Annotated in this window: 14 protein-coding genes; 6 read left to right on the forward strand and 8 right to left on the reverse strand. The window is 54.1% G+C overall.

The annotated features are described in order from the left end of the window. Positions 1 to 80: 80 nt before the first annotated feature. Complete coding sequence (locus tag B2T33_RS01935; RefSeq protein WP_197145104.1) at positions 81 to 1130, forward strand: ChaN family lipoprotein; 1050 nt, start codon at positions 81 to 83, stop codon at positions 1128 to 1130. Positions 1131 to 1161: 31 nt separating this feature from the next. On the opposite strand, the gene B2T33_RS01940 is transcribed toward B2T33_RS01935, so the two are convergent. The 5 genes from B2T33_RS01940 to B2T33_RS01960 form a co-directional block, all read right to left on the reverse strand. Further along, a complete protein-coding gene (locus B2T33_RS01940; RefSeq protein WP_008890906.1) occupies positions 1162 to 1722 on the reverse strand; it encodes a Panacea domain-containing protein in 561 nt (186 codons plus the stop codon). A gap of 122 nt (positions 1723 to 1844) precedes the next feature. Then, the gene (locus B2T33_RS01945) at positions 1845 to 2291 is read right to left on the reverse strand and encodes a hypothetical protein (RefSeq protein ID WP_008890907.1); all 447 of its coding nucleotides are present in this window, start codon (positions 2289 to 2291) and stop codon (positions 1845 to 1847) included. Positions 2292 to 2418: 127 nt separating this feature from the next. Next, complete coding sequence (locus B2T33_RS01950) at positions 2419 to 2946, reverse strand: adenine phosphoribosyltransferase (protein WP_008890908.1); 528 nt, start codon at positions 2944 to 2946, stop codon at positions 2419 to 2421. 161 nt (positions 2947 to 3107) lie between these two features. After that, the gene (locus B2T33_RS01955; RefSeq protein ID WP_008890909.1) at positions 3108 to 3341 is read right to left on the reverse strand and encodes a hypothetical protein; all 234 of its coding nucleotides are present in this window, start codon (positions 3339 to 3341) and stop codon (positions 3108 to 3110) included. 330 nt (positions 3342 to 3671) lie between these two features. After that, on the reverse strand, positions 3672 to 3938 hold the full coding sequence (locus B2T33_RS01960) for a hypothetical protein (RefSeq protein ID WP_008890910.1): 267 nt from the start codon (positions 3936 to 3938) through the stop codon (positions 3672 to 3674). A gap of 248 nt (positions 3939 to 4186) precedes the next feature. On the opposite strand from B2T33_RS01960, the gene B2T33_RS01965 reads away from it, so the two are divergent. The 3 genes from B2T33_RS01965 (at position 4187) to B2T33_RS01975 (ending at position 7694) form a co-directional block, all read left to right on the forward strand. Further along, positions 4187 to 5899, forward strand: coding sequence for a methyl-accepting chemotaxis protein (locus tag B2T33_RS01965; RefSeq protein WP_082923532.1), 1713 nt, complete (start codon positions 4187 to 4189; stop codon positions 5897 to 5899). Positions 5900 to 6195: 296 nt separating this feature from the next. Beyond that, the gene (locus B2T33_RS01970; RefSeq protein ID WP_286791028.1) at positions 6196 to 6990 is read left to right on the forward strand and encodes a motility protein A; all 795 of its coding nucleotides are present in this window, start codon (positions 6196 to 6198) and stop codon (positions 6988 to 6990) included. Positions 6991 to 7001: 11 nt separating this feature from the next. After that, complete coding sequence (locus tag B2T33_RS01975) at positions 7002 to 7694, forward strand: OmpA/MotB family protein (RefSeq protein WP_286791029.1); 693 nt, start codon at positions 7002 to 7004, stop codon at positions 7692 to 7694. 31 nt (positions 7695 to 7725) lie between these two features. On the opposite strand, the gene B2T33_RS01980 is transcribed toward B2T33_RS01975, so the two are convergent. The 3 genes from B2T33_RS01980 to B2T33_RS01990 form a co-directional block, all read right to left on the reverse strand. Then, the gene (locus tag B2T33_RS01980) at positions 7726 to 8550 is read right to left on the reverse strand and encodes an MBL fold metallo-hydrolase (RefSeq protein ID WP_286791030.1); all 825 of its coding nucleotides are present in this window, start codon (positions 8548 to 8550) and stop codon (positions 7726 to 7728) included. Positions 8551 to 8660: 110 nt separating this feature from the next. After that, positions 8661 to 9386, reverse strand: coding sequence for an SAM hydrolase/SAM-dependent halogenase family protein (locus B2T33_RS01985; protein ID WP_286791031.1), 726 nt, complete (start codon positions 9384 to 9386; stop codon positions 8661 to 8663). A gap of 135 nt (positions 9387 to 9521) precedes the next feature. Next, positions 9522 to 10931, reverse strand: a complete 1410-nt coding sequence (locus B2T33_RS01990) for an SPOR domain-containing protein (RefSeq protein ID WP_286791032.1) — start codon at positions 10929 to 10931, stop codon at positions 9522 to 9524. A gap of 333 nt (positions 10932 to 11264) precedes the next feature. On the opposite strand from B2T33_RS01990, the gene B2T33_RS01995 reads away from it, so the two are divergent. Both B2T33_RS01995 and B2T33_RS02000 read left to right on the forward strand, forming a co-directional pair. Continuing rightward, positions 11265 to 12563: an EAL domain-containing protein gene (locus B2T33_RS01995; protein WP_286791033.1), complete on the forward strand. Its 1299-nt coding sequence runs from the start codon at positions 11265 to 11267 to the stop codon at positions 12561 to 12563. 111 nt (positions 12564 to 12674) lie between these two features. Continuing rightward, a complete protein-coding gene (locus B2T33_RS02000; RefSeq protein ID WP_286791034.1) occupies positions 12675 to 14045 on the forward strand; it encodes a DNA polymerase IV in 1371 nt (456 codons plus the stop codon). Positions 14046 to 14146: the final 101 nt, after the last annotated feature.

Raw genomic sequence — 14146 nt, forward strand, 5'->3', positions numbered from 1 at the left:
GATCTTGTTAACGACCTTGAAACGGCCTTGCGCTTAAGCAAATAAGACACATCCGTTTTCAATCAGGAATCAACTGATCGATGCCCAAGTCGATGCCGATCCAAATCGCAGTCAGATCATGGACACATGCTGTTAAACGCAGTGTCGGTATCTCTGTGGTTGCGCTGGCATCGACTATCCTTCCCGTCGCCCCGACGGTTGCGCATGATAGCAATACCCCCCGGGGCAGCCTGACCGACGTCAATGCCCTGCCCCCGGCGCCGGGTTTGATTTTTGACGTGGTGGCTGGCGAATACATCATGTTTGATGCGCTGGTCGAACGGCTATCAGGTCGCAAATACATCCTGATCGGTGAAAAGCACGACAATCCCATCCACCATCACCATCAGGCACAGCTGGTCAATGCACTTGGCAAGTCGGATGAGCGTGAACGCGCGATTGTCTGGGAAATGTTTACACGTGATCAACAGGCATCGCTTGAAGACAGCTGGCAGACGCTTCCGGTTTCGGAACTCGGCCCGGCGATGGCGTGGGAAGATCGAGGTTGGCCGTCATGGCATGACTATGCGCCGATTGCGCAGGCAGCACGCGATAACGGTTTGATGATGGTGGCGGGCAATCTGCCCGATGATCTGCTTAAACCCATGATCAGCAACGGCAACGATGCCCTGCCCGATGATCTGGCTGCCAAGCTTGATTTGCCAGATATGCCGACAGAAATACTTGATCGCTTCAATGTCGAAATCGCTGAGGGGCATTGCAATATGCTGCCCAAAAGCATGCTGGGTGGCTTTTCCGCTGTGCAGTTTGCCCGCGATGCGTCGCTAGCCCGTGCGATGAGCGATGCGGCAAATATTGACGGCATTGATGGGGCATTCCTGATTGCGGGTGCCATGCATGTCCGCCACAGCATTGCCACCCCCTGGCATTTGCAGCGCTATGAACCGGATATTGAGCCGCGTGATATTGCCGTGGTCAGCCTGATTGAGGCCGATGATCCCGGCCCGGACGCGTCAAGCATCGAGGATTACGCCATGCGGTTTGGCGCACCCGACGATATCGATTTCATGTGGTTTACCAATGACATCGCGCGTGGCGATCCGTGCCAGAACCTCGGAATGGGGCAATAACCCCAAAACCTGTTTAACCGGAATTTTCGGATTACTTGATCTTGCGCGGCAACCAGTCAGTGGTCGCAACCGGTTTGCCTTTGTGGGAGCGCATGACGCGCGGGCGCACGACTTCCTTGGCCTCGGGCGTGGTCGCGGTTTTGCGGACCGAGGCATAAAATTCAACCAGTTCGTCGAACGGGATGATCGTTCCGATCCCTTCCTTGTAGGCCTTGGTAAAGGGCGGATGATTGCGCACGGTCACGCTGAGATGTTCGACCGTGTGATGACCAAACTGCGCCCAGATGCTTTCAAGAAAATGGATGGTTTTCGGATCAACCGATTTTAGCCGCACATCAGGCCGGGATTCTTCCATCACGGCATAAAGGTTCGGTTCGACCGGGCCGAATTCCTCTGCCACAAAGATGGCGGGCATCAACATGTTGCCGTGATAGTTCGCGCCGTAATAAGCCTGCGCCAGATACAACAAACGATGCAGTTTTTGCGGCTGCAGATATTCGTTGTCATTGAGTGCGAGGTCAATGAACCTGAATGCGGCATCAAATACCGTATTGAGAACCGGCTTGTTCTTCATGCTGTGCCCGATGGTCATGGGATACGATCACGTGTTGCCAAGGATCATAAAACCTATGGCAGATACCAACAAGCATCACCGATCAGATTTTTAAATTTTCGGGGAACGTCGTGGTTTGAAGTACCTATGGGCAGGCCTTTTTAAACGGTCGCATCCAGATGCTTGCCGCGCACGCCCACACCGTGGGCCACCGCATTGACCACCGCATAAAACGATGTACCGCTATTGGCCGACAGATCAAACGGGATCGACGGATCAAGCAGGCTGGCAAAATCGATCTCGCTGGGCATATCGACAGCCCCCTCGCGATCACTTGCGCGACGCGCAGCTGACAGATTGCGCTGTTCGGTACGCTGGTCTTTCTGTTCGCCGGGATTACCCTGCCCCGATTGACGTTTGTTTTTGCCATCGACATAGGCATTAAACAGAATGCCGTCATCATCGGGGTCATAGGTATAGTTCTGAGACGATGCCTCAACCTGATTGTCCCGGTCGGCTGTTGCCACACCGCGCGCACCAGCAGGCGCAAGTCGGCCATACTGGCCAACTTGTGAAACTGTCTGTGCGTTTTGGACCGGTGCGATCATGTTCCTCTGCCTTGGCGAAAGACCAATATGGGCTAAGACCTAATTCAACACATGCATTATACATGAATATATAGTGATACGGCAGGAAATTCGCAATTCCTGCCACTCACCTCGGTTTCGCGTCGTCTTAATCGCCTTCGAATTCGACCAAGTGGAATTCTTCGATACCGCGATCGCGGATTTTCTGCGCCCCGCCAAGATCAGGCAGATCAATGATGAAGGCGCACCCTGCGACCTCTGCCCCGATCTTTTCGACCAGATCAATCGCAGCAAGGGCGGTACCACCGGTGGCAATCAGATCATCCATGATCAGAACACGACTGCCCGGTTTGACGGCGTCCTTGTGGATTTCGATGACGTCGGTGCCATATTCAAGTTCATATTCGACACCGACCGTTTCAGCCGGGAGCTTGCCCTGCTTGCGGATGGTGACAAAGCCGACACCAAGGGCCACGGCAACCGCCGGACCGATGACAAAGCCACGCGCTTCGATTCCGGCGATCATATCGATCTTCTTGTCCTGGAATTCGGCGGCGAAACTGTCGATCACTTCGCTAAGACCATATGGGTCCTCGAACAGCGTCGTGATATCCCGAAACATGATGCCCTTTTTCGGGTAATCGGGAATGGTACGAATCAACGACTTGATCGACATGGGATACTCCGGCCAGATATCAGGAAATACGACTTCGCAGATCAAAAGCCATGACTATCACGGCCAGATCGCATACGGCGTCACTTGATGCCTGAAACAGAGTGAATTGGCAAGGTACATCCCATCACCCGTACCTTGCCAGAGCCAAGCTTTAAAGCGCGTCAAGCCGCGTGCGGTGTGGACAGACGCGGGTTGATATGTGCGACAGACGGTACCGCCGCAACAAAGTCATTGGCGAGCTTCTTGCTGATTTCTGCGCGTGTTCCACGCGGCAAGCCCGTTTGCGCCGCCTGACGATTGCCCCAAACGGCCCGGTAAAGGCGATAATCATGGTCATTGATCTGACCGAATACTTTTTCGACTTCCATCAGAGTCTGGACGTAACTCTTTTTCATGTCAGTCATCCTGTTGCTCGTTGGTTTTCGACGGTTTTGCCCATCGAATTTTGTCGCATCCATTTTTGTGATGCGGCGTTTACAGAAGCCATATAGTCCTAACTTCATGGCCGCTCAACTGCAGCACGGTGACAAGATCAGGAAGAATTTGTGACAGTTTGCCCAATTCTTCCGATGCCGCAAAATCAGCCTTTCCTGAGGTTAGAAGATTTGTGCCAGTTTGCGGCTTACCAGCCATATAAAAACGGCCCGTCTTCAAAACAGAAGACGGGCCGAAAAAAATTTCGATCGATGCGCAAACGACGCACCCAGAACGCTAGGCTCAGAACGCTAGTTCAGTTTTTTGGCGGCTTCGGCCTGCTTGGCCTCTTCGTCGATCTGCTTTTGCAGGGCATCGCCATATTCACCGTATATCCGCCCCTCAAGCGACAGCTCCAGAAAACGGATGTAGTCGTTCTGGTCGGTGATCTTCGCACGCGCGACTTCGATCACGTCAAACGGGCTTGCCGCATCCAGACCGTATTTGCGGATCAGTCCCAGCATTTCTGCGGTGATCTGATCAAGCTTCTTGCGGGTGTCGCTATAGGAAAGCGTCATCAGATTGTCCTGTGTATCGAATGTGTTTTGCTGGGCTGCTTATGCCTGTTTGTCGTTGGGCTTGCAAGCCCCGCAACGTTGTAAACAGCCCGTCTGGCGATACGAACTATACCAATTCAATTCGCCCCGCTTGAGGCATATCAAAGCACTTTTTCCGCGATCATGCATGGTTCACAAGCCCGCGAAACAGAACAAAAAACATCCTGTTCCGTCGGGTTTATTGAAGCCTATGCCATCGGGGAGTTACCATGCGCATCCTGTCTGCCTTCAACGCCATGAGCATTCGCAAACGCTTTATGTGGGCGTCCGCATTTGGCGTCTCTACCACTGTGATTATTGCGCTTTTGATGATGACTGTGGTCGAGGAAAAAGCCATGGATGAAAAGCTTCATCAGCTAAGTGAAAACGAGCTGACGTCGCTGCATGCGCTGATTGTCAATGTGATGGCCGCCCGCCCCGATGATGTCGACGATATCGGCATTCAGGTTTTCAACAACTGGTTTGACAGCCGCAATGGCGACTATCCCGGCGAACTCTGGTCCGCATGGGGACCGACCACCATGGCCTATATGGAAGAATTCGGCGAGAAGCCGCTTAAAACCCCGCGCGACGAGATTGATATCGAGGCCATCGAAACCGGCAAGATGATTGGCCGTTATACTGATAACGGCACCTATCGCCTGTCGATGCCGATTGTGCTGGGTGAAACCAAGGGTGCGGATCGCGAAGTCTGCTTTAGCTGCCATGGCGCGATGGAGGCCGACACCGGCGACGTAATCGCCGTTCTGTCCTCAAGCCTTTCAGTTGCCCCCGAACAGGAAAAAACCAACCGTATCCTGATCGGTATTGTTCTGGGTGGTCTTGCAATCGCAATTGCCACCATCATTGGCATGCGGGTTTTGCTGTCGCGTATTGTCACCGGCCCGCTTTCTGATCTTGGCAATGACATGAATGCGCTGGCCGATGGCAATACCAACTTTGAAATCAACGCCCTGTCGCGCCAGGATGAAATCGGCGAAATGGCGAAATCGGTTGATGTTTTCCGCACCAATGCGATTGCCAAAAAGCAGATGGAAGCCGAACAAAAAGAAGAATCCCGCCGCCGTGAAGAACGCATGCAAAGCCTTGAACGCCATATCGGCAGTTTCGAAGGCGTGATTGCGCAAATCGTCGGTGCGGTTTCGGCCTCGGCCGAACGCATGCAGACCACGGCACGCGGTCTTGTCGACTCAGCCGACCGGGCCAGCAAAAGCGCAACCACGGTTGCCGCAGCATCCGAACAAGCAACGGTCAATGTCCGTACTGTGGCCGATGCTGCCGACCATCTGTCTGAATCAATTTCCCAGATCGGGGAACAGGCACAGCAATCAACCCAGATTGCCGCCGAGGCATCGCGCGAAGCCGCCCAGTCGTCCGAAACCGTCCAGGGCCTGTCGGAAGTCGCCAACCGCATTGGTGAAATTGTTGAGCTGATCAGTGACATTGCTGGCCAGACCAACCTTCTGGCACTCAATGCCACCATTGAGGCCGCCCGTGCGGGCGAAGCAGGCAAAGGTTTTGCCGTGGTCGCGGCAGAGGTCAAAAACCTTGCCAACCAAACGGCCCGCGCAACCAACGAAATTGCCGAACAGATTACGGCCATTCAGGAAGAAACCGGCAAAACGGTAAGCTCGATCGGGGATATCTCGGATGTGATCAGCCGCATCACCGAAATGGTCAACACCATCTCGGCCGCGGTTGGTGAACAGTCCGACGCCACCGACGAAATCGCGCAGAATGTCGAACAGGCTGCCATCGGCACCCAGGAAGTCAGCAGTAATATCGAACGGGTCAGCAACACCGTCGCCGATACTGATCAGGCTGCCCATCTGGTTCTTGATGTTGCCGAAGAACTTGGGACGCTGTCCAACGACCTGCGCGCGCAGGTTGATCAGTTCCTTGCCGACATCCGCAGCAGCTAAGCGTAAGCTCGCGCAGCAATCGTTCACAATTGACCGGCGGCAAGACAGTTGTTTTGCCGTCGGTTTTGTTTTTGGCTACCATCGGATGAACCGAACTTATGCCAGAAGTTGCATTGATCACGCCCCCTGCATCTGCCCCCGGCCGACGTTATCGACTTTGAATTGAATAAAATTAACTTCAAAACAACGAAATGCGGGCCTATTCTTACGTAAAATAATAATATTCTTTTTTCTAATGTCTGGTGTCTTTGACACACAAAAGCGCCATGTCGACGACCCGGGGGATTGTGGGGACAATGTCGTTTACGACGATTTTAGGCATTATGGTCGGCCTTGGCCTGTTTATCGGGTCGATCTTTATTTCGACCGATAACTATCTGGTATTCTTAAGCCTTTCGAGTGCACTGATGGTGGTTGGCGGCACGCTGGCCGCGACATTTATTGCCTATGAGGCGCGCTATGTACTGCTGGCGCTCAGACTGATTTTCAAGATTTTCCGCGCCCCGCAAATGGGCCGTGGCCAACTGACCGGCGAAGTCGGCCGTGTGGTAAAATGGGGCTATCTGTTGCAGAAAAAGGGTATCAACGCCCTTGAACAGGAAGCCGAACGGGTCGGCAAGGACGAACCGTTTCTGGGTTGGGCGATGGAAGTCGTCATCACAGGCTATGACGGCGAGGAAACCGCCGAGATGCTTCATAACGCCATCGATAATGCCTTTAGCCGCAACCTGGTACCGATTGCTATCCTTAAGAGCATGGCTGCCGCCGCCCCGGCCTTTGGCATGATCGGGACACTGGTCGGCCTTGTCATCATGCTTGATAAAATGGCCGATGATCCAACCTCGTTGGGGGCCGGTCTTGCGATTGCGCTGATCACGACATTGTACGGCATTGTTGCCGCCCGGTTCTTTTTCCTGCCGGCGGCCAGCAAAATCCAGCAGCGCGAGGAAATCATGCGTTTTCGCAATTACCTGATCGCTGAAGGCCTGATCATGCTGGCAGATCGCAAAGGCCCGCGCGCCATACAGGACAGGATGAATTCCTTCCTTGATCCGGCCATTCATTTCAATATCGACAAGTCGTCGAAGTAAGGGGATCGATCATGGCCCGCGGCAAGAGACGCCTGCAATTCAAGGAAGAAGAGCCGGTCAACGAGGATTGGCTTGCTACCTATGCCGATGCCATCACCCTTTTGATGGCGTTTTTTGTCATGCTGGTCAGCTTCTCCAAGGTCGAAATACCGATGTTTGAAAAGGTCCAGGCTGGTATTGCCGAACAGATTGGCAAGCGCGAAGTCGTGCGACCGACACAGGTGCTTGAAACAGATCTGCGCGATGTGGTTTTCAACATGGCGCTGGACAGTGCGGTCAATGTGTCGACCGATGACGAAGGCATTCTGATGGAAATGGGCAGCGCGTCGTTCTTCCAACCGGGGTCGGCTAACCTGACCAATGATGCTGTCCTGTTTCTCAAGGATGTCGGGGATCTTCTGAAAGAACCGCGCTATCTCGGTTTTCAGGTCGAAGTTGCCGGTCACACCGACGATAGCCCGATCAACTCACCGCGGTTCCCGACAAACTGGGATCTCGCGGCGGGTCGTGCCATCGCAGTTGTCCGGTTCTTTGCCGCCCTTGGCGTTGATCCCGACAGCAAACGCATGCGCGCCATTTCTTATGGCGATACCAAACCGAAATTGCCAAACCGCAATGATTTCGGCGAACCGATCCCGGAAAATCGCGAAGCCAACCGCCGGATTGAAATCCGTGTCTTCCCGAAATACTCCCGCGTGTTTTGAGGCCGAAGTTCAGATCCGGAAACTGGCACCGCTATTCGATGTGCAACACCATTTCATCGCGGGCGGCAAAGGCGCCTGACCAGGTGGCGTGTGCCTTTTGCTCGATAATGGTCATTTCCGCATCATCATGTTCCGGATCGTGATGGAACAGTGCCAGTTGCTTGGCATTGGCGGCCCGGCACAGGCGAATGCCTTCCTGCCATGTCGAATGCCCCCACCCGACTTTTTGCGGGAATTCTTCGTCGGTGTAGGTGCAATCGTAAATCACCAGATCGGCATCTTCGATGAAATCAAGAATGATCGGGTCCGGGGTTTCCGGATCATGTTCGGTATCGGTCACATAACACACCGCATTACCATCATACTCGACACGAAATGCCGTCGCCCCGTTGGGATGACGCAAGGGTGCCGTCTTGATCACGATACCGTCAGCGGGATGCAATTCATCCCCGACACTGAAATCCTCAAATGTCAGCTTTGATTGCATGGCGGACAGCGGCACGGGAAATGTCGGGTCGGCCATTTGCGCCGAAAACACGCGTTCCACCCCGCCCTGATGGGTCAGATGCCCCGCCATGACACGGAAGGACGCGTTTGGGTTATAGGCCGGCACAAAGAACGGAAATCCGTTGATATGATCCCAGTGTGTATGGGTCAGGAAGATATGGGCATGGGTGACATTGCGCCGGATCAGATCCTTGCCAAGGTTGCGGATCCCGGTCCCGGCATCAAAGATCAGGACCTCGTCACCGACACGCATTTCAATGCAACTGGTATTGCCACCATAAACAACATGGTCAGGTGACGGGCATGCAATGCTTCCACGAACGCCCCAGAATTTAACCTCAATCGCCATTCACCAAGCCCTGCTCAAGGATTGATTGCTTATCGCAAACACCAGTTATCACACCTTCAAACGATCACATCACATACTTACGAACCAATCATCGATTGCACGTAACATATTCAATTCACGCCAACAGTGCTTCCGATCACAGCGCCCATCAATTTATCGGCGCGTCCGCAATTGACCGCCACTTCACAGAGCCCAATCGAATTGCGGTAATGGAAAGCCGATCCTTCCGAAACGTCGGAGAAAGTCCGCGCCCCGGAAACGATATGCGCATTGATCGTGATTTTTTCATCAAGTGAACGCGCAGAAAGTCCCGTCATCAGGTTGCCATAGGGATCGACATAAATCACTTCGGCCAATTCATCCGGCCAATCCTGTGCCGGGCCGAACCGCGCATCAAGTGCGATCGGATGTGATGCAAAAGCCTGATCGGTTGCGACCCATGCGGCAACCGGGGCAAAGATATCCCGACCATGGAAGCTTGCCGATGCATCATCGGGCATCCAGTCAATGACCTTGATCGATACCTTTTCGGCACGCCTTATAATCATTTCAAACAAACCATTGTCCGGCCCGACATATGAAACGCCGTCGGCCGTAACGACAAGCCCCTGACGCGCACTGCCCACGCCGGGATCAACAACCGCCAAGACCACATCGCCCGCCTGAAATTCGCGGGTTAACGCCGCCAAAAGGTAACTTGCCGCCTTTGGGTTCCGGTCCGGCGCATCACACATCAGATCGCAGATCGGCACATCCGGCGCATGGCGCATCACGACCGACCGCATGGTGCCGCTATAGGGGCCGTTTACACCAAAATCGCTAAAGACAAAGATCATGGCATGTTACCGGAATATCGGTTGAATAAGGTTAGGCTCAGGATCTAGCTTGAAGACAACAACGCCGGTGGCAACATTTTGATCCCACCGGCGTTGTCGCTATTCTTTTAAGATAAGGTCCATGGACCCGAAGTGCTACTTGACTTCGCAGAACTGGCCACGTCGTTTCAGCTCCGCACACAGCGAGCTTGCCGCACCATCGCTTAGTCCCGTTGCCATCAGGCGGTAATAGGTGCCCTTGCCCGGAATGCTGGCGCGCGTCACACCATGTTGAAGCGGGGCAAGCTGGCCATAACGGCTGCTCAGGATCTGCCAGCCGCGTTCTGCCTGTGCCTCATTGCGATAAGACGCCAGATGAACGGATTTGGCGCCACTTGCCATTGCTGCAGGCGCGCTTGCCATTTCCTCAGCCGCCTGAACCGGGCGGCTTTCACCCGTGGCGACACGGCGAACAGGTTCACCGGAATTAAGCGTCATTGCCGTGCCTTGTGCCGGTTCGACAATGGCGGCCTCAATCGCGTCACGTTCGCGCTTGAATTCATCAGGTGTGACCAGCTTCATCTGTTGCAGGTCTTCGATGCGCGCAATCTGACGTGCGGCATCCATCAGGCCTTGCGGGGCTGGCGGCGGGGTTGCGCGTTGGCGCGGCTGGGCTGGCAATAACGCATCGAGAATTGCTGTGCGTTCTGCAACATGTTCCTGCACAGTAATTGCCCCGATCTGAAGCGCGCGGTTCAGTTGATTAAGGCGTTGTTCGACCTGTTCACCATCTGGCGGCGGGTTATTCAAGAATGCCGACGGTGCCGGTTGGCTCATCGGCAGCAAGGCACCAAGGTTTGCCGAACGGCGGGCGGAATATTCCTCAGGCGTGACAAGTCCGGTGGACTGTAAATTGCGCAAGATCGCAAACCGTTTGGCGATTGCCTCGTCCCCTGCCGACAGGGCTGCACCGGCCGGAACATCCATCGGCCTGGTTGACGCGCTGGTCATGGACGAGACCGGGTTGCCCGTCATTGGCGCGTTTGTAGCACGACCGGCGGCCACAGCCGCGGCACCATTGCCAAGGCCCGATGGCCCGCTGATGATTTGATCATTGATGCTAAGCGACCCCGGCAGGCCGCGCTGAAGCCGCGACAGGTTGAATTCAGCTGCATCACGCAGTGGACGGGGCTGTGTCCCCGTTGCCGACGACATCAGAACCGTACCCGGAGGGTTCATCGCGATCAGTGTTTCATATCCATCGCGCGCCCGATCCGGGCGGTTGGTATTTTGATAAAGAACGGATCGCCACAACATTGCATGGCCGTCCTGGGGATTTTTGCGCAGTGCCTCGTCAAAATACTTTTCAGCAGATGCATAATCACCGCTGGCCAATTGTTGCAGGCCTAGTGCCGTGTAATTGTCATCGGCAAAGGACGTTGCCTCGTCCCAGAAGTCCTGATCCAGCAGCGGCGCACAGGCCGACACCCACGAAACCATACCGATCACAGCAATACCCTTGCCGATTTTCAGCCAGTTCCCGGTCCGCTTTGCGGATACCTGCATGGCGCCAATCCCCTATTCCATAAAACCCGTTTTGGAAATCATGCTGTAGTGCCGGTTCATATTCCAGCAAAACCCGGCATGGACTTCCCCCATACAGCCTTGATTTTGCACCCTGCTTGCCAACAATTCGTTAAAGCAAATTAATCACTGTTTTTGACGCGACACTTGTCCTGCCATACGTATAGTTTCTATACATGGAATAGTGCTAAAGTGAGTGTCTCAACCATTAACCAGACCTTCAGAACATTATGATTTGATCAGACTTCGGTCTTCGGTGTATTCAACCGGCAAATAACCACTCAAAAAAACGTTTTCTCTTTCAGGGGTTTCGGCGTGATTGAACCGCAGCAATATGGCCAACAGGCTCTTCAGGAATACCTGTTGCTGGATTATGTGCAACGGCTGGAGACCCGTAAATACGGGCACCGGGCTGTACATATTCACCTGTCGCGCCTAAAGCCGTTCCACCGCCGCGATTATCATATCCGCGTTGCGACCAATACCTTTGAAAGCTATGTCAAACTCTATGTCGGTCGTATCTTTGTTCTGACCAACAATGATCTGATCTTTGTCTGGAAAGACAAATCGATTGCCGATGTCGAACCGGCTGTAGATACGCTGCGCTATCTGTTCCGCGATGATCCGCTGTCACAGGACGACAGTGAGGAAACCGGTTTTTGCACCTGGTACAACCTTAATACCGAGTTCCAGGAATTCCTGTTGCTCTGTCAGCACCTTGATGAGCGCGCAAAAAAGCTTCAGAAAAGCCTGAACATGCGCAGCGCCATCCAGCGTGAAAAAGACAACAACGTCCTCAACCCGATCACGGCCGAAAACCTCGGCGAACTTGAAGAAACCATTCACACAGCCGATCTGTCCGAACATATTCGCCAGCAGCCGGTCTGTGTCTTTGCCCATGGCAGTTCCAAGGAACTGCATCCGGTATTTGACGAGTTCTTTGTCTCAATCACCGATCTGCGCAACGCGCTGATGCCCAATATTGATCTGGCGTCAAACCGCTGGCTGTTCCAGCATATGACCGAGACACTCGACAAACGCATGCTGAACTACCTGTGCAAGCGGACCTTCAAGACGCATGCAAGTTCGTTCTCGATCAACCTCAATCTTGGCACCCTGACGTCCAAGGATTTTGACAAGTTTGATGAAACCGTGCGCCGCAACTGGCAGGGCAACGTGATCATCGAGCTTAATCAGGTTGATCTGTTTTCAAACCTTGAGACCTATCTCAGGGTGCGTGACGATTTCCATGAGCGCGGCTATCGCATTCTGATCGACAACCTGACAGTCGAAGCCCTGTCGTTTGTTGATCGTAAACGCCTTAAGGCAGACTTCATCAAGGTCGCCTGGCGCGAAGAGATGACCGATAATGTCATCCGCAAAAAATACTCGGAAATGGACAGTTTGGTGAAGAACTCCGGCCGGGAACGTGTGATCCTGTGCCGTTGTGATTCACCCACCGCAATCAAATTCGGCCAGTCGCTTGGCATCACCCTGTTCCAGGGCCGCTATATAGACAACATGATCGCCCGGCAACGCCGCGCCAAGCGCGACGCCAAAAAGCCCGTCAGACCTACGCCGACAAGGCCAACCGACGACAAGCCGACGCGATAACCGACAGGCGCCAGACATCCTCCTGACAAACCGGTCAGGAGCCTTGGTTTACCAGCAACCACCTTCATTTCACCTCTTGGCAAAACGGGAACAAAAGCAGTACACATAAGCATGTTGTACGCGCTGTGCCCGGATTGCCATCACAAATGGCGACAGCATCTTGACCGACCGCTCCCCAAAAGCGGTAGCGGGTCCTATGTGCCCTGCCCGGTCTGTTCCTGCAAGCGCGCCATCGCCCACCCGGAACTGCCGGAGCTTTCGATTGGTCATCTTGATTGCGATGCCTTTTATGCCTCGATTGAAAAGCGTGACCGGCCGGAATTGATCGATCAGCCCGTTATTATTGGCGGCGGTCATCGTGGTGTTGTTGCGACATGCTGTTATGTTGCGCGCAAATATGGTGTTCGGTCCGCCATGCCGGCCTTCAAGGCACGGGAACTCTGCCCTGATGCGGTGTTTTTGAAATCCGATATGAAAAAGTATCAGCGCGAAGGCTATCGCATTCGCGACATGATGCGCGCGCTCACCCCCGATATCGAACCACTTTCGATTGACGAGGCCTTTATGGACCTTACCAACGCCGCTGAAACCCATGGCAAATCGGCGGCAGAATGCCTGATCGACCTTCAGGCGACAATTAAGCGCGAAGTCGGCATTACGGTCTCGATCGGGCTTTCCTATAACAAGTTCCTCGCCAAAATCTCGTCCGACCTCAACAAGCCGTTTGGCTTTTCCATGATCGGGCGGGGTGAGGCGCTTGATTTCCTGGCCGACAAGCCAGTGCGCATGATGTGGGGGGTTGGCCCCGCGATGGAGCGCAAACTGCACGCAGATGGCGTTACAACCATCGGGCAGTTGCAGGAAATGGACATCCATACCCTGAAGGGCCGATATGGCAGCATCGGCAAGCGGTTCTTTTACTTCTCGCGCGGTGAAGACAATCGGCGTGTGGAGCAAAGCACGGAACGCAAAAGCCTGTCTTCGGAAACCACCTTCAACGAAGATATCGCAAGCCTGTCCGAGCTTTCCGAGATCGCCACCCGACTGACATCGCGGGTCGCAAGCGATCTGGCGCGCAAGGAAATCGCTGGGCACACCGTGATCCTCAAACTGAAATCGTCGGACTTCAAGCTCCGCACCCGCAACATGCGCCTGACCTATCCGACATTGCGCGAAGACGTCATTCTGGATGCCGCCCTGACCCTGCTTAAAAAGGAAATAGATGGTACACGCTATCGGTTGCTTGGCGTCGGGGTCACCGACCTTTACGACGCCGACATGGCCGATCCGGTTGATTTGTTTGCCGGTGATATCGCCGCCATCACCGACGATGCCGCGCAGTCAGACGCAATCACACCCGAAACCCCGCGCATGGTCATCGATCTGCCCCGCCCGACGGCGGAACAACTCCGCGAAAGCCTGACACGGCGTTATCGGCAACACAAAAAGATGGCACCACGCCAACATAAATTTCGTTTCTAGAAACGAAATCGCGCAAAAGACAATTGATGCGCGGCGCGACATTTGCGCGGCAACATATTGATTTATATTTGGAAAAAGATGGCGTCCCCTAGGGGATTCGA

It is taken from the genome of Thalassospira sp. UBA4513 (assembly GCF_002388495.1).
GTDB classification, from domain to species: Bacteria; Pseudomonadota; Alphaproteobacteria; order Rhodospirillales; family Thalassospiraceae; genus Thalassospira; species Thalassospira tepidiphila.